The following is an 18,221-nucleotide window of genomic DNA, read 5'->3' as shown; positions in this document are numbered from 1 at the left end:
CGTTTAGGGGGGGGGCCGCGCGCGCGGGGCCCGCCGGGCGGGGGGGCCCCCCCCCCCCCCCCCCCCCCCCCCCCGGCCCCCCCCCCCCCCGCCCGGGGGGGGGGCCCCCCCCGGGGGGCCCCCCCCCCCCCCGGCGGCACTTTCGGCCGGGCAGGACCACTTCGCCGAGAACGCCGGAGGGCCCGCAGCACACGCGCTGCGGGCCCTCCGGCGTTCTTCGGGTACTTCTCTTCAGCTCTCGTCACGGCGCAGCGACGGCTTCAGGTCCTTCAGACGCCCGAGGAGGCCGTTGACGAACGAGGGGGACTCGTCCGTGGAGAACTCCTTGGCGAGCTGCACCATCTCGTCGAGCACCACGGCGTCCGGCGTCTCGTCGACCCAGATCAGCTCGTAGGCCCCGAGGCGCAGGATGTTGCGGTCGACCACCGGCATCCGGTCCAGCGTCCAGCCGACCGCGTACTGCGCGATCAGCTCGTCGATCCGCTCCGCGTGCTGCGCGTAGCCCTCGACCAGCTGCATCGTGTACTCGCTCACCGGCGGCTGCCGGGTGTCGGTCCGCGAGTGCCGGATCCAGTCCGCGAGGACCGTCAGGACGTCGGCCCCGCGCTGGTCGCCTTCGAAGAGGATCTGGAAGGCGCGCTTACGGGCCGTGTTACGGGCAGCCACGGTTAGCTGTTCACCCGGCCGAGGTAGTCGCTCGTGCGGGTGTCGACCTTGATCTTCTCACCGGTGGTGATGAAGAGCGGGACCTGGATCTGGTGGCCGGTCTCCAGGGTGGCGGGCTTGGTGCCGCCGGTGGAGCGGTCGCCCTGGACACCCGGCTCGGTCTCCGCGATGGTCAGCTCGACGGCGGCCGGGAGCTCGACGAAGAGCACCTCGCCCTCGTGCTGCGCGACGGTGGCGGTGAAGCCCTCGATCAGGAAGTTGGCGGCGTCACCGACGGCCTTGCGGTCGACGTGGAGCTGGTCGTAGGTCTCCAGGTCCATGAAGACGAAGTACTCGCCGTCCATGTACGAGAACTGCATGTCGCGCTTGTCGACAGTGGCCGTCTCGACCTTGACACCGGCGTTGAACGTCTTGTCGACGACCTTGCCGGAGAGCACGTTCTTGAGCTTGGTGCGCACGAAAGCGGGGCCCTTGCCGGGCTTGACGTGCTGGAACTCGACGACGGACCAGAGCTGGCCGCCTTCGAGCTTGAGCACCATGCCGTTCTTGAGGTCGTTCGTGGAAGCCACGGTTGCGGAATCTCCTGGACTGACGTACGACCCCGGGGCAGGCGCCTACAGCGCCAGCAGCTCCTTGGTCGTGATGGTGAGTAGCTCGGGTCCGCCGTCCGCCTCGGGGCGTACGACGAGCGTGTCATCGATCCGGACACCGCCCCGGCCCGGGAGGTGGACCCCCGGTTCGACGGTGACCGGCACGCAAGCGTCCAGTTTACCCATGGCCGCGGGGGCCAACTGAGGGTCCTCGTCGATTTCGAGTCCCACACCGTGCCCGGTCAGCGGCGGCAGCGCCCGGCCGTACCCCGCGGAGTCCAGCACCTGACGTGCGGCCCGGTCCACGTCGCGGTATGCGGCGCCGGGGGCGAGAGCCTGGCGTCCGGCGCGCTGGGCGGCGAAGACCAGGTCGTACAGCTCGATCTGCCAGTCGGCGGGCGAGGTGCCGATGACGAAGGTGCGACCGATCTCGCAGCGGTAGCCGCGGTAGGCGGCGCCGAGACAGACGGAGAGGAAGTCGCCCTCCTCGACCCGCCGGTCGGTCGGGCGGTGGCCGCGTCGGCCGGCGTTCGGGCCGGTGGCGACGGAGGTGGCGAAGGCGGGCCCTTCGGCGCCGTGGTCGACGAGGCGGCGCTCCAGCTCGAGGGCGAGGTGGCGCTCGGTGCGGCCGACCAGGATCGACTCCAGCAGCTCGCTCAGGGCCTGGTCGACGATCTCCGCGCCGATCCTGAGGAGGGCGATCTCCTCCTCGTCCTTGACGACCCGCAACTGCTCGACGGCGCCGCCCAGGTCCGTGAGCCGCAGCCTCGGCGCGACCGAGCGCAAGGAGCGGTGCCGGGCCACGGTGAGGTGGTGCTCCTCCACCGCCAGGGACTCGGCACCCTGCGCCGCGGCCAGGTCGGCGGCGGCGACGGCGGGGTCGCCGCCGGTCACCGGCAGAACGCGCACCCGCAGCGCCTCGTCGGGCCGCCCGTCCGCGGGGTGATCGTCCGGCGGTCCGGCGCACACCAGCACGTCCTCGCCCATGCCCAGCAGCAGGACGGCGCCCTTGGGCGCGGCGCCCGCGAGATACCGGACGTTGGCGGGTCGGGAGACGAGCGCCGTCCCACCGCCGCCCGCGCTGCAGCGTTCCCTGAGCCGCTCCCGGCGGGCCGCGTACACCTCTGACATGACCCGAGCCTACGAGCGGTGGCCGAATATCGCCGGTCCAGAGGGCCGGACGGGCGGCGGGGACGACGCTCCGTGGACGGGGAGGCCTGCTGCGCTACCGCGTCACCACTTCGGGGGGCTCGCGATGGCGCGGGCCAGCACCTCGTCCAGGACGCGGGCCGTGCCCTCCACATCGAGCTGGGAGTTGTCGATGATCGGCAGGCCGGAGCCGTACCAGCCGGCCATGCGGCCGTGGATGCGGGCGACCTCCTCGTCGGTGAGCCGGCGGTTGCCCGTGCGCTTCGCGTTGCGCTCCAGGACGATCTCCAGGCCGGGCAGCAGCACGACCGGCAGCAGTCCGGGGCCCACATGCCGTTTCCAGCCACCGAGGCCGACCACCGGACGGTCCGGGAAGACGGCGTCGTCGAGGATGCACGAGATGCCGTTGGCCAGGAAGTTGCGGGCCGCGAAGCCGCAGGTGCGGCGGGCCAGGCGGTACTGCGCCTCCGAGTTGTCGTTCCACCCCGACTGCGGGTCGGCGAAGCCCGAGCGGACCCATTCGCGGACGTCGTCCAGGCTGATGTGGGCGGTGGGGACCCGGCGGTGGTCGGCCCAGTACTTGGCGACGCTCGTCTTGCCGGCGCCCGCGGGGCCGATGAGCAGCACGGCGAGCGTGGCGGACGCGGGGTCGGGCGCGCCGGCGGTGGGGGGTGCGCTCGGGACACCGACCGGGGCGCCCGGCGGGAGCCGCATCTGCCCGGTGGGGTCCGACGGGGGCGGGACGGACGTGGGCTGCGGCGGCCGGTGGGCGGGAGGTGCTGCGGGGGGCACCGGTGGCGCCGTGAAGCCCGGCGTGGGCGTGGTCCGCGGTGCGGGGCCCGAGTGGGCGCCCGGGTGCCCCGGTTGGTGTGCGGCCGGTGACCAGGTGGTCGCCGGGCCGTGCCCCGGCTGGTGGGGCGGCGGCAGCGGAGCTCCCACTGCGTGCTGCATCCGGTGGCCACTCCGTCTCGTGTTGGGGCTCGCGGGCGTTCGACACTGGCAGCGGGGGTGACCCCCGCTCCCCACCGAACGGTACCGTCCCCGGCCGCCGTTGTGTGAACGGCCGGGAGCGGCCCGAAGTGCCCATCCCCGCAGGCGAATCGGGGCAACGGGTACCCAGCGGGCACGAGTCGCCCGCCGCCCGGGACCGACCGGACTGAGCTGCTGCGCGACTTCGCCGTACGCGACTACTGCCCGACTTCGCCGTACGCGGCGAGCAGAACCGCCGGGTCGGGGCCTTCCAGCACGGTGGGCTTGGCCAGACCGTCCAGGACGATGAAGCGCAGCAGGTCGCCGCGGGACTTCTTGTCGACCTTCATCGTCTCCAGCAACTTGGGCCACTGGTCGTAGCGGTAGTGCAGCGGCAGCCCCACCGCCTCGAGGATCGTGCGGTGCCGGTCGGCGGTCGCGTCGTCCAACCGGCCCGCCAGACGCCCGAGTTCGGCCGCGAAGTGCATGCCGACGGCGACGGCGGCGCCGTGACGCCACTTGTACCGCTCGTTCTTCTCGATCGCGTGGCCGAGCGTGTGCCCGTAGTTGAGGATCTCCCTCAGGCCCGACTCCTTCAGGTCGGAGGAGACGACCTCCGCCTTGACCCTGATGGACCGCTCGATCAGCTCAGCGGTGTGCGGGCCGGCGGGGGTGCGGGCGGCCTGCGGGTCCGCCTCGATCAGCTCCAGGATGACCGGGTCGGCGATGAAACCGGCCTTGATGACCTCGGCGAGCCCGGAGACGTAGTCGTTGACCGGCAGGGAGTCCAGCGCCGCCAGGTCGCACAGCACGCCGGCGGGCGGGTGGAAGGCGCCGACCAGGTTCTTGCCCTCGGCGGTGTTGATGCCGGTCTTGCCGCCGACCGCCGCGTCCACCATCGCCAGGACGGTGGTCGGGATCGCGATCCAGCGCACCCCGCGCAGCCATGTCGCGGCCACGAACCCGGCCAGGTCGGTGGTCGCTCCGCCGCCGACCCCGACGATGACGTCGGTGCGGGTGAATCCGGACTGGCCCAGCGCCTTCCAGCAGTAGGCGGCGACCTCGGCGGTCTTGGCCTCCTCCGCGTTGGGCACCTGGACGGCCACGGTCTCATAGCCCTGCTCGGCCAGGTCGGCGCGCAGCGCCTCGCCCGTCTCGGCCAGCGCCTCGGGGTGGATCACCGCGACCCGCTTGGCCTTGTGCCCGATCAACCCGGCCAGCTCGCCCAGGAGTTGGCGGCCCACCAGGACCTCGTAGGGGTCGGTGCCCGCGGTGCCGGCGACCTGGATCCGCGTCACTGCCTCGCTCATGCTTCTTTCCACTCCAGTGCGTCAAGGACCGCTTGGGCGACCTCTTCGGGGCTGCGGCCGTCGGTGGCCACGACGGCCGTCGCGACCTCCTCGTACAGGTGGCGGCGGGCCTCCATCAGCTCTCGCCACTGCCGGCGCGGGTTGACCGCCAGCAGCGGACGGGCCGTGTTCAGCCCGGTGCGCTTGACCGCCTCCTCGACGTCCATCGAGAGGTAGGCGACACGGTGCGAGGCGAGCAGCGCGCGGGTCTCGTCGTCGAGGATCGCTCCGCCTCCCAGGGCGAGGACGCCGTCGTGCTCGGACAGGGCCTTGTGAACCGCCGCCTTCTCCAGAGCGCGGAAGGCCGGCTCACCCTCGTCCACGAAGATGTCGGCGATGGACCGGCCCTGCTCTGCCACGATGTCCTGGTCGGTGTCCCGGTAACCGACGCCCAGCCGCTCGGCCAGCAACTGCCCCACCGTGGACTTGCCGACCCCCATCGGGCCGACCAGCACGACCACAGGCACCGCACTCACCGGATCGCCAGGCTGTCGAGGTAGCCCCGTACGTTGCGGCGGGTCTCGGCCACACTGTCACCGCCGAACTTCTCCGCCACCGCGTCCGCCAGGACCAGGGCGACCATCGCCTCGGCGACGATCCCGGCCGCCGGGACCGCGCACACGTCCGAGCGCTGGTGGTGGGCCTGCGCCGGCTCACCGGTGGAGACGTCGACCGTCCGCAGCGCCCGCGGCACCGTCGCGATCGGCTTCATCGCGGCGCGGACCCGCAGCAGCTCACCAGTGGACAGACCACCCTCGGTCCCGCCGGAGCGGCCCGTGGCCCGCTTGATGCCCTCGGGGGTGGTGACGATCTCGTCGTGCGCCTTCGACCCCGGCACGCGCGCCAGCTCGAACCCGTCACCGACCTCGACGCCCTTGATCGCCTGGATCCCCATCAGCGCGGCCGCGAGCCGCGCGTCCAGCCGCCGGTCCCAGTGCACGTGCGACCCGAGCCCCACCGGGACTCCGTACGCGAGCACCTCGACCACGCCACCGAGCGTGTCACCGTCCTTGTGCGCCTGGTCGATCTCCGCGACCATCGCCTTCGACGTGTCCGCGTCCAGGCACCGCACCGGATCCGCGTCCAGCTTCTCGACGTCGGCGGGGGTCGGGTAGACGCCGTAGGGGGCCTTGGCGGAGGCCAGCTCCACCACATGGGAGACGATCTCGATCCCGGCCGTCTCCTTCAGGTACGACCGCGCCACCGCACCCAGCGCCACACGCGCCGCCGTCTCCCGCGCAGACGCCCGCTCCAGCACCGGGCGGGCCTCGTCGAACCCGTACTTCTGCATACCCGCCAGGTCCGCGTGCCCCGGACGCGGCCGGGTCAGCGGCGCATTGCGGGCCAGCCCCTCGAGCACCTCGGGGTCCACCGGGTCGGCCGCCATGACCTGTTCCCACTTGGGCCACTCCGTGTTGCCGACCATGATCGCCACCGGGGAGCCCAGGCTGAGACCGTGCCGGACACCGCCCAGGAACGTGACCTCGTCGCGCTCGAACTTCATCCGCGCACCGCGTCCATAGCCCAGCCGCCGCCTCGCCAGGTGGTCCGCCACCATCTCGGTGGTGATCGGCACGCCGGCGGGAAGGCCCTCCAGCGTCGCGACAAGTGCGGGACCGTGGGACTCCCCCGCGGTCAGCCAGCGCAACCTGCTCAACGATGCTCCTCAGTGCTCGCGCCCTGGTACTGCCCTGCGTACGCGCGTCCTCGCGTACGGCGACGGCGCGACCGGGTGCGCGGCCCCTGTCCCGCCACCTCCGATCCTCCCACGTCCGGCGGCGTGACCGGCCCCGGGTCCATCAGGCGGACGGGCCGGGGGGCCTCTTCTACCGGGCCGCCAGGGCGTGCTCCCCCGCCTTGCGCATGGCGTCCAGCGGGGCCGGGGCACGGCCCGTCATCTGTTCGACCTGGAGGACGGCCTGGTGGACCAACAGGTCGAGGCCGCTGACGACGGCGCCGCCGTAGGCGGACCACCGTGCCGCGAGGGCCGTGGGCCAGGGGTCGTAGAGCACGTCGAACAGGGTCGCCGGGCGCTCCGGGACGGCGGCGGCCAACGCGTCCGTCGTCCCGGCCGGTGTGGTGGCGACGACCAGCGGCGCGCGCAGCGCCCGGTCGGCGTCCGCCCAGTCGGCGGTGCGGATGTCGACGTCGAGCCGCTCGCCCCACTGCCGCATCTCGGCGGCGCGGGCCTCGCTGCGGACGTAGGCGACCACGGGACCGGTGCAGATCCGGGCCAGCGCGGCCAGCGCGGAGGAGGCGGTGGCGCCCGCGCCGAGGATCGCGGCGGAGTCCACCTCCTCGATGCCGCGCTCCCGCAGGGCGGCGACCATGCCGGGGATGTCGGTGTTGTCCCCGACGCGCCGACCGTCCTCGGTGCACACGACCGTGTTCACGGCTTCGACCGAGGCCGCCGTGTCGCTGACCGAGTCCAGCAGCGGGATGACGGCTCGTTTGAGCGGCATGGTCAGTGACAGCCCCGCCCACTCGGGTCCGAGGTCCGCGAGGAAACCGGGCAGGGCCTGCTCGTCGACCTCGAACCGGTCGTAGGACCAGTTCGTCAGCCCCAGCTCCTGGTAGGCGGCGCGGTGCAGCACCGGGGAGAGGGAGTGGGCGATCGGGGAGCCGAGGACGGCGGCCCGGCGCTTGCCGGCGGTGCCCGTCATGAGCCTTACTGACCCTTCTTCTGCTCTTGCAGGTACTTCTCGCGGTTGCGGTTCTGCTCCTCGTTCGTCTCGGCGAAGAGCGTCTCGTTCTCGTTGATCGAGACGAAGTAGTACCAGTTCCCCTTGGCCGGGTTGAGGGCGGCCTTGATCGCCACCTCCCCGGGGTTGTCGATCGGCCCGGGCGGCAGCCCCTTGATCTTGTAGGTGTTGTACGGGTCGTCGATCTGCCGCAGAGCGTTCACGGAACCGGTGTCGAGCTTCGACTGGCCGCGCAGGTAGTTGACCGTGGAGTCGAAGTCGAGCAGGCCGTAGGTCTCGGTGTTGGTCGGCTTGAGCCGGTTGTAGACGACCGTCGCGACCTTCTCGAAGTCGTGCTTGTACTTGCCCTCGGCCTGCACGAGGCTCGCCACCGTGAGGACCTGCAGCGGATTCTGCAGGTCCAGGCTCTTGGCCTTGGCCTGGATGCCGAACTCGGCGTACTTCTCCTTGGCCATGTCGACCATCTGCTTCAGGACGTCCTCGGGCTTCATGCCCTTGGAGACCGGATAGGCGGAGGGGTAGAGGAAGCCCTCCAGCGGGTCCTTGATCTGCTTGCTGCTGTTGGCCCAGTCGGGCAGGCCGAAGGTCGACCACTCCTTCTTGGCGACGTCCTGGGTGGTGCCCGGCTTGAGCTGCAGCCGCTGGTCGATCGCCGCGTAGATCTTGGTGTTGCGCCACCCCTCGGCGATGATCAGGTTGTTCTTGCTCTTCGGGCTGAGCATCAGCTGCACGGCGGCGGCCGCGGACATGTGCTTGTTCAGCGTGTACGTGCCCGCCTGGATGCTCTTGCCGTTGGGGTTCTGCTCCTGCGCCGCGACGAACGCGTCGACGCTCTTGACGACACCGGCCTGTTTCAGCACCCGGCCGATGGTGTAACCACCGGCTCCCTTCGGAATGGTGACCGTGATCTGTTCGCCGTCGCCCTCGCCCACGTAGTCGGGCGCCGCGCCGAAACGATTTTGGTAGAACTGGTACCCGAAATATCCGACTGTGCCGATACCGCCGCCGAAGACCAGTACGACCACCAGGCAGGCGCATCCGTTGCGGCGCTTCTTGCCCTTGGCGGTCTTGCCGCCGCGTCCCCGCCGGTCGCCGCGGCCACGCCGGCCGTCCGGCTCGTCGTCGGCGTAGTCCTCGTCGTCACCGTCCGCGAAGAAGGCGTGGTCGTCCTCCTGGGGGTCGGGGTCCCAGTCGGTCTTCGGTTCCGGCTCGGCGCGCCGCCGGTTCGGCGGCTCCGGCGGCGGATACGCGTCGGGCGTCTGGTAGAAGTCGGGCTGCTCGCCGCCGTAGGCACCGGGCTGGGCGCCGTAGGGGTCGGCCGGGTCGGGGGCGTACGGCACATGGGCCTGCCCACCGCCGTCCCAGCCGACGTCGCCGTAGCCCTGCTGCCCCTGACCGGGGAACTGCTGCTCGTGCTGCCCCTGTCGGCCCGAGTACTGCGGCTGGTTCTGCTGCCCCTGCCCGCCCGGGTACTGCTGCTCGTACTGCGCCTGCGTGTCGTACCGCTGCCCGTCCGGATGCTGTCCCTGCTGCTGGTACTGCTGCTGGTCCGCGTACTGCTGGTAGTCCTGCTGCCCCTGGTCGTGCGCGCCCTGCCGGCCGCCTCCCCAGTCGCCGTAGTGCTGCTGCGGCTGCTCCGGGTGGTGCTGGCCGCCGTAAGGGGACGGGGCGGCGTGGCCCTCATGTCCTCCCCATCCGCCGTCCCCGTACAACGGGTCCTCCGGATGCCACGGTGCGGAGCCTGGGCCCCGGCCATACTCAGTCATCGATCCCCTAGAGCCGCGAGGCTTCAGGTCGCGCGGCGCTGTGACCCGGCTCCCGTTCCGCCTCTCTCTGTGCGGTGGCTGTTCGAACACCATCGCATCGCGCGGAACGTTACCGTATCGCGATCAGATGACCACTTCGACGCCTTCGCCAGGAGATTTCCCTGACACCCGTTCGGATTCCAGCGCCTGCTGCAGGATGATGACCGCGGCCGCCTGGTCGATCACCGAGCGGCCCTTCTTGGATTTCACGCCGGAGGCGCGCAGTCCCTGACTGGCCGTCACCGTGGTCATGCGCTCGTCCACCAGCCTGACCGGAACCGGCGCGATCATGCGCGCCAACTCCTGGGCGAAACCACGGACCTTGACCGCCGCCGGGCCCTCGCCCCCCTTGAGGGAGCGAGGGAGTCCGACGACGACCTCGATCGGCTCGTACTCCTCGACGAGCTGCTTCAGTCGCCGCTGGGCGGCCGGGATGTCCCGCCCCGGGACCGTTTCGACCGGGGTGGCGAGGATCCCGTCGGGGTCGCAGGAGGCGACCCCGATCCGGGCGTCACCGACGTCGATGGCGAGTCGGCGTCCTCTTCTCATCATCACGACCGTTTCTTGACCGGTTCTTACTTTGCGGTCTCGGCGACCAGGCGCTCCACGGCGTCGACGGCCTCGCCGACGGCGGCCGGGTTCTGGCCGCCGCCCTGGGCGACGTCCGGCTTGCCGCCACCGCCGCCGCCGAGGGTCTTGGCGGCGGTGCGGACCAGGTCACCGGCCTTCAGACCGCGCTCGCGAGCGGCCTCGTTGGTGGCGATGACCGTGAGCGGCTTGCCGTTGTTGACGGTGAACAGGGCGACCACGGCGGCCCGGCCGCCCTGGATGCGGCCGCGCACGTCGAGGACCAGCTTGCGCAGGTCGTCGGGCGTGGTGCCGTCCGGGACCCGACCGGTGACGACGGCCACGCCGTGGACGTCCTTGGCGGACTCGGCGAGTCCGGCGGCGGCCTGGAGCACCTTCTCGGCGCGGAACTTCTCGATCTCCTTCTCGGCGTCCTTCAGCCGGGCGAGCATGCCGGAGATCTTCTCGGGCAGCTCCTCCGGGCGGCCCTTGAGCAGCTCGGTCAGCTGGTTGACGACCGTGTGCTCGCGGGCGAGGAAGTTGTACGCGTCCACGCCGACCAGGGCCTCGATACGGCGCACACCCGAGCCGATGGAGGACTCGCCGAGCAGCTTCACCAGGCCGAGCTGGGCGGTGTTGTGCACGTGCGTGCCGCCGCACAGCTCCTTGGAGAAGTCGCCGATGGTCACGACGCGGACGCGCTCGCCGTACTTCTCGCCGAACTCGGCGATGGCGCCCTGCTTCTTGGCCTCGTCGATGCCCATGATCTCGGCGTGCACGTCGAGGTCGCGGGCCAGCACCTCGTTGATCTTCTGCTCGACGTCGGTCATCACGGCCGTCGGTACGGCCGACGGGGAGCCGAAGTCGAAGCGGAAGCGGCCCGGCTGGTTCTCGGAACCGGCCTGGGCGGCCGTGGGGCCGAGGGCGTCGCGCAGGGCCTGGTGGGTGAGGTGGGTGGCCGAGTGGGCGCGGGCGATGGCCTTGCGCCGACGGGTGTCGATGGTGGCCTGGGCCTTGGCCCCGACGGTGACCTCGCCCACCTGGACGACGCCCTTGTGGACGTAGACGCCCGGGACCGGCTTCTGGCAGTCGCGGACCTCGATGACGGCACCGGAGTCGACCTTGATGCGACCGGTGTCGCCGATCTGGCCGCCGCCCTCGGCGTAGAACGGGGTGCGGTCGAGGACGATCTCGACCTCGTCGCCCTCGGTGGCGGCCGGGGAGGACACACCGTCGACCAGGATGCCGACGATCGTGGACTCGCCCTCGGTGTCGGTGTAGCCGATGAAGTCCGTCTCGCCGGCGGTGTCGGCGATCTCGCGGTAGGCGCCGAGGTCGGCGTGGCCGGTCTTCTTGGCCTGGGCGTCGGCCTTGGCGCGCTCCCGCTGCTCCTTCATCAGGCGGCGGAAGCCGTCCTCGTCCACGGCGAGGCCCTGCTCGGCGGCCATCTCCAGGGTGAGGTCGATCGGGAAGCCCCAGGTGTCGTGGAGCAGGAAGGCCTTGTCACCGGGCAGCACGGTGGAGCCGGCGGCCTTGGTCTCGGCGACGGCGGTGTCCAGGACGTTCGTGCCGGCGTTGAGCGTCTTGAGGAAGCGGGACTCCTCGGCGAGGGCGACCTTCTCGATGCGCTCTCGGTCGGTGACGAGCTCGGGGTACTGCTGGCCCATCATGTGGATCACCACGTCGATCAGGTCCTTGACGACCGGACCGGTGGCACCCAGCAGGCGCATGTTGCGGATGGCGCGGCGCATGATGCGCCGCAGGACATAGCCGCGGCCCTCGTTGCCGGGGGTGACGCCGTCGCCGATGAGCATGGTGGCGGTGCGCATGTGGTCGGTGACCACGCGCAGGGACACGTCCGAGTCGTGGGCGTCGCCGTAGCGGACACCGGTCAGCTCGGTGGCCCTGTTGATCACGGCCATGGAGGTGTCGATCTCGTACATGTTCTGCACGCCCTGCAGAATCATGGCGAGCCGCTCGAGGCCGAGGCCGGTGTCGATGTTCTTGCTCGGCAGGTCGCCGAGGATCTCGAAGTTGTCCTTGCCGGTGCCCTCGCCGCGCTCGTACTGCATGAAGACGAGGTTCCAGATCTCCACGTACCGCTCGTCGTTGACGGCGGGGCCGCCCTCGACGCCGAACTCGGGGCCGCGGTCGTAGTTGATCTCGGAACAGGGGCCGCACGGGCCGGGGACGCCCATGGACCAGAAGTTGTCCTTCATGCCGAGGCGCTGGATGCGCTCGGCCGGGACGCCGACGACGTCGCGCCAGATCTGCTCGGCCTCGTCGTCGTCCTTGTAGACGGTGATCCACAGCCGGTCGGGCTCGAGCCCGTAACCGCCCTTGTCCTGGGGCGTGGTGAGCAGCTCCCAGGCGAGCTTGATGGCGCCTTCCTTGAAGTAGTCGCCGAAGGAGAAGTTGCCGCACATCTGGAAGAACGTGCCGTGCCGCGTGGTCTTGCCGACCTCTTCGATGTCGGGCGTGCGCACGCACTTCTGCACGCTGGTGGCGCGCGGGTAGGGCGGCTTGACCTCGCCGAGGAAGTAGGGCTTGAAGGGCACCATGCCGGCCGGGACGAGCAGCAGAGTCGGGTCGTCCGCGATGAGCGACGCCGAAGGGACGACGGTGTGACCGCGCTCCTCGAAGAAGCTCAACCAGCGGCGGCGGATCTCGGCCGACTCCATCAGTGGTCCTCATTCCGGTTGTACGAGTACGTCGTGGTCTCGACGTACTTCGGGCTGTTGCGGTTCTCGATGGCGGCGTGCCGCCGGGGTCCGGGGAGTTCGGGCTCGACGGCGGCGTTCAGACCGAGCGCGTCGCCGAGTTCGGCCTCCCGCCGGTTCATGTTGTCGCGGACGTCGAGGGCGAATTCCACCGCGCGGTCCTTGAGCCGGTGACCGGCCTCGATCGCCTTGTTCGCCGCTGTCGCGGCCAGGCTCTCGGGGGTCAGCTGCTTCAGCTTGCGATTGACCTTGGTGGTGGCCCACACGCCGGCGGCGACGCCCGTGGTGAACCAGAACGTACGGCGGAACATTCGCTAGTCCTTCTTCCGCTTCGCCCGTCGTGGGGACGGGACGGTGCGGCCCACGATCACGGTACGTCGGGGGGCCTTGGCGGGCATGTTCTCCCGGCGGCCGGCGATCGCCCGGCGCACGCCGTAGCCGAAGGCCGCGACCTTGACCAGGGGGCCGCCGAAGGTCGACGCGACGGTCGTCGACAGGGCGGAGGCGTTGGAGGTGACCTCCTGGACGTCCGACGCGATGGCGTCGACCCGGTCGATCTGGGTCTGCGCGGAGCGCACCGCGGCGGAGGCGTCGGAGAGGAGCGGGACGGCCTGCTCGGTCACGTCCGCCACCAGCTTGGTGGTCGCCTTGAGCGTCTGGGCCAGCCTCGCCAGCGCCACGGCGAGGAAGGCGACCAGGATCGCCCAGAAGACGGCCACCAGGATCCCGGCCACTTCTCCACCGGACACTGTTGTGCACCCGCTCCCTGGAACGTGCCTGAACATCGAAAAGTCGGTTCCCCGAGCCTATCGCGCCCGGGCGGCCGCTCCGTACCGGATTAGGGGTGCGGCCGCCGGGCTCGGGGGGCCGATGCGCGAAAGCCCGCCGTCCGCCCGCCCTGAGGGGGCGGGAGGACGACGGGCTCTGCGGGGGTGGGAGTGCTATGTCCGCGGGAAAGTGATCAGCGGGCGTAGTACTCGACGACGAGCTGCTCGTCGCAGATCACCGGGATCTCCTTGCGGTTCGGATCGCGGTCCAGGCGGAACGCCAGGGCCTTGAGGTTCACCTGGAGGTAGCGCGGGGTCTCGCCGTCGGGGGCGAAGCCACCCTCGCGGGCGACCTGGAAGAGCGCCTTCTCACGGCTGCGCTCGCGGACCATCACGACGTCGTCGGGACGGACGCGGTACGACGGCTTGTCGACCTTGTGGCCGTTGACCTCGATGTGGCCGTGGACGACCATCTGGCGGGCCTGGTAGATCGTGCGGGCGATGCCCGAGCGCAGGACCAGCGCGTCGAGGCGCTTCTCCAGCTCGACGATCAGGGCCTCACCGGTCTTGCCCTGGACCTTGGAGGCACGCTCGTAGGCACGCACCAGCTGGCGCTCGGAGATGTCGTACTGAGCGCGCAGACGCTGCTTCTCCAGCAGACGGACCTTGTAGTCCGAGTTCTGCTTGCGGCCGCGACCGTGCTCACCCGGCGGGTAGGGGCGGGCCTCGAAGTACTTGACGGCCTTCGGGGTCAGCGCGATACCGAGGGCACGCGACTTCTTGACCTTGGGGCGGGACTGGTTCGCCATGAACCAAACACCTCGTGTTTCTGTAAGTGATCGGCTTCACCAGGGTTAGGGGAGGTCGCATCCGCAGCCGGGGAAACCCTGCGGGTCCGCGCGGGACCTGCCGGGCAGCCGCTCCCCTGGTCTGGGCACATACGTGCAGCACGCGAGTGGCCCACCGACCGCTCCCGGGCTCCGGGTGGTGGTGGGCTGCCCGCGACACCGTTCGACGGTGCGCGACGCTCCTGGATCCCCGTGCCGTACGGCGGTGGGGCTCCGGCTGGATGTCCCGCTCTGGTGGTGCCGGACCCTAGTGAGGTGCCGAACACGGGACGCAGCGCTTCGACCAATTCTACAGGCCCGCTAGGACTGCCTGCGACCGAGGTGCTTGCGGGTCCACTCCACGGCGTCCGCGTACCGCGCCTCGGTGCCGTGCCGGGTCGGGGTGTAGTACTCGCGGTCCTTGAGGGCGTCCGGGGCGTACTGCTGGGCGGCGATGCCCTCCGGCAGGTCGTGCGGGTAGACGTACCCCTGGGCGTGGCCGAGCTTGGCCGCGCCCTTGTAGTGGCCGTCGCGCAGATGCGGGGGCACGGGTCCGGCCAGCCCCTTGCGGACGTCCTCCAGGGCCGCGCCTATCGCCATGGTCGCAGCGTTGGACTTCGGGGCCAGGGCGAGGGCGATGGTGGCGTGGCTGAGGGTGAGCGCGGCCTCCGGGAAGCCGATCATGGCGACGGCCTGGGCGGCGGCGACGGCGATCGGCAGCGCGTTCGGATCGGCGAGGCCGATGTCCTCGCTTGCGGAGATCATCAGGCGGCGGGCGATGAAGCGGGGGTCCTCACCGGCCTCGATCATCCGGGCCAGGTAGTGCAGGGCCGCGTCGACGTCGGAGCCGCGGATGGACTTGATGAGGGCGCTGGCCACGTCGTAGTGCTGGTCGCCGTCGCGGTCGTACTTGACGGCGGCCCGGTCGACGGTCTCCTCCAGCGTCGTGAGACCGATCTCCGTCTCGCCCTTGTCCAGTGCGGCTCCGGCGGCGGCCTCCAGGGCGGTCAGGGCGCGCCGGGCGTCGCCGCCGGCGATCCGCAGCAGGTGGTCCTCCGCGTCCTCGGGGAGTGTGACGGCGCTCTCGAGGCCGCGCTCGTCGGTCAGGGCTCGGCGGATGAGGCCGCGGACGTCGTCGTCCGTGAGCGGTTCGAGGGTGAGCAGGAGCGAGCGGGACAGCAGCGGGGAGATCACCGAGAAGTACGGGTTCTCGGTGGTCGCCGCGATCAGGGTCACCCAGCGGTTCTCGACGGCGGGGAGCAGGGAGTCCTGCTGGGCCTTGCTGAAGCGGTGGATCTCGTCCAGGAACAGGACGGTCTCCTTGCCGTAGCCTCCGCTCGCGCGGCGGGCCCCGTCGATGACCGCGCGGACCTCCTTCACGCCCGCGGTGATCGCCGACAGCTCCACGAACCGCTTGTTGGTGGCCTTGGAGACGACGTACGCCAGTGTCGTCTTGCCGGTGCCGGGCGGGCCCCAGAGGATCACCGACGAGGGCCCGGCGGGGCCGCCGCCGCCCTCGCCGACCAGTCTGCGCAGCGGGGACCCCGGCTTGAGCAGGTGCTGCTGGCCCACCACCTCGTCGAGGGTGCGCGGGCGCATGCGGACGGCCAGGGGACTGGTGCTCGGGTCCTTCTCCTGGCGTTCTTCTGCGGCGGCGGTGAACAGGTCGGGCTCCACGAGGGAAACCCTAAGTCACGGCACTGACAACGCCCCGGGGACGGGGGCTCAGGCCCAGAGCTGGCTGCCCCACCGGGTCAGGATCAGCATGGCGATGACGCCGCAGTGCGTGACCGGCAGCACCCAGGTGAACTCGCCGAGGAAGTTCTTCACCGGGCGCGGGGCGGGCAGGAAGTCGTTGCGGACGTTGAAGGAGGTGACGTACCAGAACATGGTGATCGTGGCGACCCAGGCCAGCGAGCACCACAGGCACAGCGCGTTGATCCGGTACAGCGACTCGAACTGCAGCCAGGTGACGAAGCCCACGCCGAACAGCGTGCCGAAGTTGAAGGTCAGCCAGTACCAGCGGGGGAAGCGGGCGCGGGCGAGCAGGCTCATGCCGACGCAGACGACGATGCCGTAGCACACGAGGCCGAGCATCGGGTTGGGGAAGCCGAAGGCGGCGGCCTGCTTGCTCTCCATCACGCTGCCGCAGGACACGATCGGGTTGATGCTGCAGCTGGGGGTGAACGTCTTGCCGCTCACCTTGCCTTCGAGGATCTTGAACTTGTCGATCGTGATGACCCACGCGGCGAGCAGACCGGCCGCACCCGTGATCACCAGCAGCAGGCCGAACGCGCGGCTGCCGCCCACTGTGCCGGGCGTGTGCGTACTCGCCGGCTCGGTGGATCCGGTGGAGACGTCCTTGACTGTCGTCTTGCTCATCACGCCGCTTCCGATGCTCGAGAGGTGGACCTGCGGGTTGGGGTCATTGTGCCGCACGCGCGTGTGTGTCCACCGTTCGTTGGACATAAGGAAGTACGCGCGGTCGTCCCGGAGCGTTCGATTCGGCCTGCCCGGGCCCGACGGCGCGGGCGTGACCGCCACCGCGGAGATCCTCCAGGGCAACCGGGGACGGGGGCGAGGTGTACGTCCTCGGGGCGGAGCGGGCGAGCGGCACGCGCGGGTGGCGCTCGAAAGCGGGAATCGTCCGGCAGGACGAATCGGCGCCCACCGAGTTGACGGTCCGAGCGACAGGACGGCCCTTCGCGCGCTACTGCCCGCGACCGATTTGGACGAGGCCGTCAGGCCGACGGCGGGGGTCCGGGGGCGCAGCCCCGGGGCCGGGGGAAGGGTATGGGCGGCGGGGGCGGAGAGCCCACGGTCTCCGCCCCCGGAAGGGTCAGCCGAGGCGGGACTCCAGTTCCGCCACGATCTCGTTGACCGCGACCGCGACCTGGTCCCCGGTCTCCATGTCCTTCAGCTGGACCACGCCCTCCGCGAGGTCGCGCTCGCCGGCCACGATCGTGTAGCGGGCGCCGCTGCGGTTGGCGTTCTTCATCGCGCCCTTCAGCCCCTTGCCGCCGTACGCGAAGTCCGCCGCGACACCGAGCTTGCGCAACTCCGTGACCTTGGCGAACAGCACCCGGCGGGCCTCCTCGCCCAGCGGGACCGCGAACACGCTGGTGCTGGCCGGGAGTTGCAGCTCGATCCCCTCCGCCTCCAGCGCCAGCACCGTACGGTCGACGCCCAGCGCCCAGCCCACCGACGGCAGCGCGGGGCCGCCGATCATCTCGGACAGGCCGTCGTAGCGGCCGCCGCCGCCCACCGCGGACTGGGAGCCCAGGCCGTCGTGCACGAACTCGAACGTCGTCCGCGTGTAGTAGTCCAGACCGCGCACCAGCTTGGGGTCGTCCTCGAAGGCCACGCCCGCCGCGGTGATCAGCTCGCGGACCTCCTCGTGGTACGCCTTGCACGCGTCACACAGGTAGTCACGCAGCAGCGGCGCGCCGTCCAGCTGCTTCTGGACGGACTCCCGCTTGTCGTCCAGCACCCGCAGCGGGTTGATGTCGATGCGGCGGCGCGTGTCCTCGTCCAGGTCCAGGCCGCGCAGGAAGTCCTGGAGCGCGGAGCGGTACACCGGGCGGCACTCCTTGTCGCCCAGCGAGTTGAGCAGGATGCGGAAGTCCCTCAGGCCCAGGGAGCGGTACGCCTGGTCCGCCAGGATGATCAGTTCGGCGTCGAGGGCCGGGTCCTCGGCGCCGATCGCCTCCGCGCCCACCTGCGAGAAGTGGCGGTAGCGGCCCTTCTGCGGGCGCTCGTAGCGGTAGTACGAGCCCGAGTACCAGAGCTTGACCGGCAGGTTGCCCGCCTTGTGCAGGTTGGCCTCGAGGGCGGCGCGCAGCACGGACGCCGTGCCCTCGGGGCGCAGGGCCAGCTTGTCGCCGCCCTTCGTCTCGAAGGCGTACATCTCCTTCGTCACGATGTCCGTGGACTCGCCCACGCCGCGCGCGAACAGTTCCACGTTCTCGAAGCCCGGCGTCTCGATGTAGCCGTAGCCGGAGTTGCGCAGCGGCGCCGCGATCGCCTCGCGGACGGCCAGGTACTTGGCGGAGTCCGGCGGGATCAGGTCGTACGTGCCCTTGGGGGCCTTGAAGGTGCTCACGGAAGGTC

Annotated in this window: 17 protein-coding genes and 1 pseudogene; 1 reads left to right on the top strand and 17 read right to left on the bottom strand. The window is 70.9% G+C overall.

Features of this window, described 5'->3' with window-relative positions; genetic code table 11:
- Window positions 1-231 precede the first annotated feature (231 nt).
- The 16 genes from nusB to ACFYZE_RS27380 all read right to left on the bottom strand — a co-directional run bounded on the left by nusB (window position 232) and on the right by ACFYZE_RS27380 (window position 16,493).
- Window positions 232-666, bottom strand: a complete 435-nt coding sequence (gene nusB, locus ACFYZE_RS27455) for a transcription antitermination factor NusB (protein ID WP_388999386.1) — start codon at window positions 664-666, stop codon at window positions 232-234.
- Window positions 667-668: 2 nt separating this feature from the next.
- The gene (efp, locus tag ACFYZE_RS27450) at window positions 669-1,235 is read right to left on the bottom strand and encodes an elongation factor P (protein WP_388999383.1); all 567 of its coding nucleotides are present in this window, start codon (window positions 1,233-1,235) and stop codon (window positions 669-671) included.
- 45 nt (window positions 1,236-1,280) lie between these two features.
- Window positions 1,281-2,387, bottom strand: coding sequence for a M24 family metallopeptidase (locus ACFYZE_RS27445; RefSeq protein ID WP_388999380.1), 1,107 nt, complete (start codon window positions 2,385-2,387; stop codon window positions 1,281-1,283).
- A 102-nt stretch (window positions 2,388-2,489) separates the two neighbouring features.
- Window positions 2,490-3,356 (bottom strand): Pro-rich N-terminal domain-containing protein, encoded by an 867-nt coding sequence (locus tag ACFYZE_RS27440; protein WP_388999377.1) that lies wholly within the window; start codon window positions 3,354-3,356, stop codon window positions 2,490-2,492.
- 236 nt (window positions 3,357-3,592) lie between these two features.
- Entirely contained in the window at window positions 3,593-4,684 is a 1,092-nt protein-coding gene (aroB, locus tag ACFYZE_RS27435; RefSeq protein ID WP_103842683.1) for a 3-dehydroquinate synthase, read from the bottom strand.
- Window positions 4,681-5,199, bottom strand: a complete 519-nt coding sequence (locus ACFYZE_RS27430; protein ID WP_388999374.1) for a shikimate kinase — start codon at window positions 5,197-5,199, stop codon at window positions 4,681-4,683. The genes aroB and ACFYZE_RS27430 overlap by 4 nt, the downstream gene beginning before the upstream one ends.
- Entirely contained in the window at window positions 5,196-6,380 is a 1,185-nt protein-coding gene (gene aroC, locus ACFYZE_RS27425; protein WP_388999371.1) for a chorismate synthase, read from the bottom strand. Before aroC ends, ACFYZE_RS27430 begins: the two co-directional genes overlap by 4 nt.
- A 169-nt stretch (window positions 6,381-6,549) precedes the next feature.
- Window positions 6,550-7,386: a shikimate dehydrogenase gene (locus ACFYZE_RS27420; protein ID WP_388999368.1), complete on the bottom strand. Its 837-nt coding sequence runs from the start codon at window positions 7,384-7,386 to the stop codon at window positions 6,550-6,552.
- Between the two features lie 5 nt (window positions 7,387-7,391).
- The gene (gene mltG / locus ACFYZE_RS27415; protein ID WP_388999365.1) at window positions 7,392-9,191 is read right to left on the bottom strand and encodes an endolytic transglycosylase MltG; all 1,800 of its coding nucleotides are present in this window, start codon (window positions 9,189-9,191) and stop codon (window positions 7,392-7,394) included.
- A 123-nt stretch (window positions 9,192-9,314) separates the two neighbouring features.
- A complete protein-coding gene (ruvX, locus tag ACFYZE_RS27410; protein WP_263234698.1) occupies window positions 9,315-9,779 on the bottom strand; it encodes a Holliday junction resolvase RuvX in 465 nt (154 codons plus the stop codon).
- Between the two features lie 26 nt (window positions 9,780-9,805).
- Complete coding sequence (alaS, locus tag ACFYZE_RS27405; RefSeq protein WP_388999362.1) at window positions 9,806-12,478, bottom strand: alanine--tRNA ligase; 2,673 nt, start codon at window positions 12,476-12,478, stop codon at window positions 9,806-9,808.
- Window positions 12,478-12,828 (bottom strand): hypothetical protein, encoded by a 351-nt coding sequence (locus tag ACFYZE_RS27400; RefSeq protein ID WP_388999359.1) that lies wholly within the window; start codon window positions 12,826-12,828, stop codon window positions 12,478-12,480. Before ACFYZE_RS27400 ends, alaS begins: the two co-directional genes overlap by 1 nt.
- Before the next feature lie 3 nt (window positions 12,829-12,831).
- A complete protein-coding gene (locus ACFYZE_RS27395) occupies window positions 12,832-13,302 on the bottom strand; it encodes a DUF948 domain-containing protein (RefSeq protein ID WP_388999356.1) in 471 nt (156 codons plus the stop codon).
- A 176-nt stretch (window positions 13,303-13,478) separates the two neighbouring features.
- Window positions 13,479-14,093, bottom strand: coding sequence for a 30S ribosomal protein S4 (gene rpsD, locus ACFYZE_RS27390; RefSeq protein ID WP_388999353.1), 615 nt, complete (start codon window positions 14,091-14,093; stop codon window positions 13,479-13,481).
- 339 nt (window positions 14,094-14,432) lie between these two features.
- A complete protein-coding gene (locus ACFYZE_RS27385; protein ID WP_388999350.1) occupies window positions 14,433-15,788 on the bottom strand; it encodes a replication-associated recombination protein A in 1,356 nt (451 codons plus the stop codon).
- A 48-nt stretch (window positions 15,789-15,836) separates the two neighbouring features.
- Window positions 15,837-16,493 (bottom strand): vitamin K epoxide reductase family protein, encoded by a 657-nt coding sequence (locus ACFYZE_RS27380; RefSeq protein ID WP_388999347.1) that lies wholly within the window; start codon window positions 16,491-16,493, stop codon window positions 15,837-15,839.
- Window positions 16,494-16,614: 121 nt separating this feature from the next.
- Between ACFYZE_RS27380 and ACFYZE_RS27375 the strand changes: the two are divergent.
- Window positions 16,615-16,837 (top strand): annotated as a pseudogene (locus tag ACFYZE_RS27375) (ABC transporter ATP-binding protein); the annotation flags it as partial.
- Window positions 16,838-16,950: 113 nt separating this feature from the next.
- On the opposite strand, the gene hisS reads toward ACFYZE_RS27375, so the two are convergent.
- Complete coding sequence (gene hisS, locus ACFYZE_RS27370; RefSeq protein ID WP_388999344.1) at window positions 16,951-18,213, bottom strand: histidine--tRNA ligase; 1,263 nt, start codon at window positions 18,211-18,213, stop codon at window positions 16,951-16,953.
- Between the last annotated feature and the right edge of the window lie 8 nt (window positions 18,214-18,221).

The sequence above is a fragment of the Streptomyces sp. NPDC001796 genome (assembly GCF_042892355.1).
Lineage (GTDB): Bacteria > Actinomycetota > Actinomycetes > Streptomycetales > Streptomycetaceae > Streptomyces.
The sequence above is the reverse complement of the archived record's forward strand: the minus strand, read 5'-3'. Positions and strand labels throughout refer to the sequence as shown.

Bases quoted from the DNA above. Each gene is read 5' to 3' on its own strand.
- ACFYZE_RS27445 (WP_388999380.1), bottom strand. From the start codon at position 2,387: ATGTCAGAGGTGTACGCGGCCCGCCGGGAGCGGCTCAGGGAACGCTGC.
- ACFYZE_RS27440 (WP_388999377.1), bottom strand. From the start codon at position 3,356: ATGCAGCACGCAGTGGGAGCTCCGCTGCCGCCGCCCCACCAGCCGGGG.
- aroB (WP_103842683.1), bottom strand. From the start codon at position 4,684: ATGAGCGAGGCAGTGACGCGGATCCAGGTCGCCGGCACCGCGGGCACC.
- ACFYZE_RS27420 (WP_388999368.1), bottom strand. From the start codon at position 7,386: ATGACGGGCACCGCCGGCAAGCGCCGGGCCGCCGTCCTCGGCTCCCCG.
- mltG (WP_388999365.1), bottom strand. From the start codon at position 9,191: ATGACTGAGTATGGCCGGGGCCCAGGCTCCGCACCGTGGCATCCGGAG.
- ruvX (WP_263234698.1), bottom strand. From the start codon at position 9,779: ATGAGAAGAGGACGCCGACTCGCCATCGACGTCGGTGACGCCCGGATC.
- alaS (WP_388999362.1), bottom strand. From the start codon at position 12,478: ATGGAGTCGGCCGAGATCCGCCGCCGCTGGTTGAGCTTCTTCGAGGAG.
- ACFYZE_RS27400 (WP_388999359.1), bottom strand. From the start codon at position 12,828: ATGTTCCGCCGTACGTTCTGGTTCACCACGGGCGTCGCCGCCGGCGTG.
- ACFYZE_RS27395 (WP_388999356.1), bottom strand. From the start codon at position 13,302: ATGTTCAGGCACGTTCCAGGGAGCGGGTGCACAACAGTGTCCGGTGGA.
- rpsD (WP_388999353.1), bottom strand. From the start codon at position 14,093: ATGGCGAACCAGTCCCGCCCCAAGGTCAAGAAGTCGCGTGCCCTCGGT.
- ACFYZE_RS27380 (WP_388999347.1), bottom strand. From the start codon at position 16,493: ATGAGCAAGACGACAGTCAAGGACGTCTCCACCGGATCCACCGAGCCG.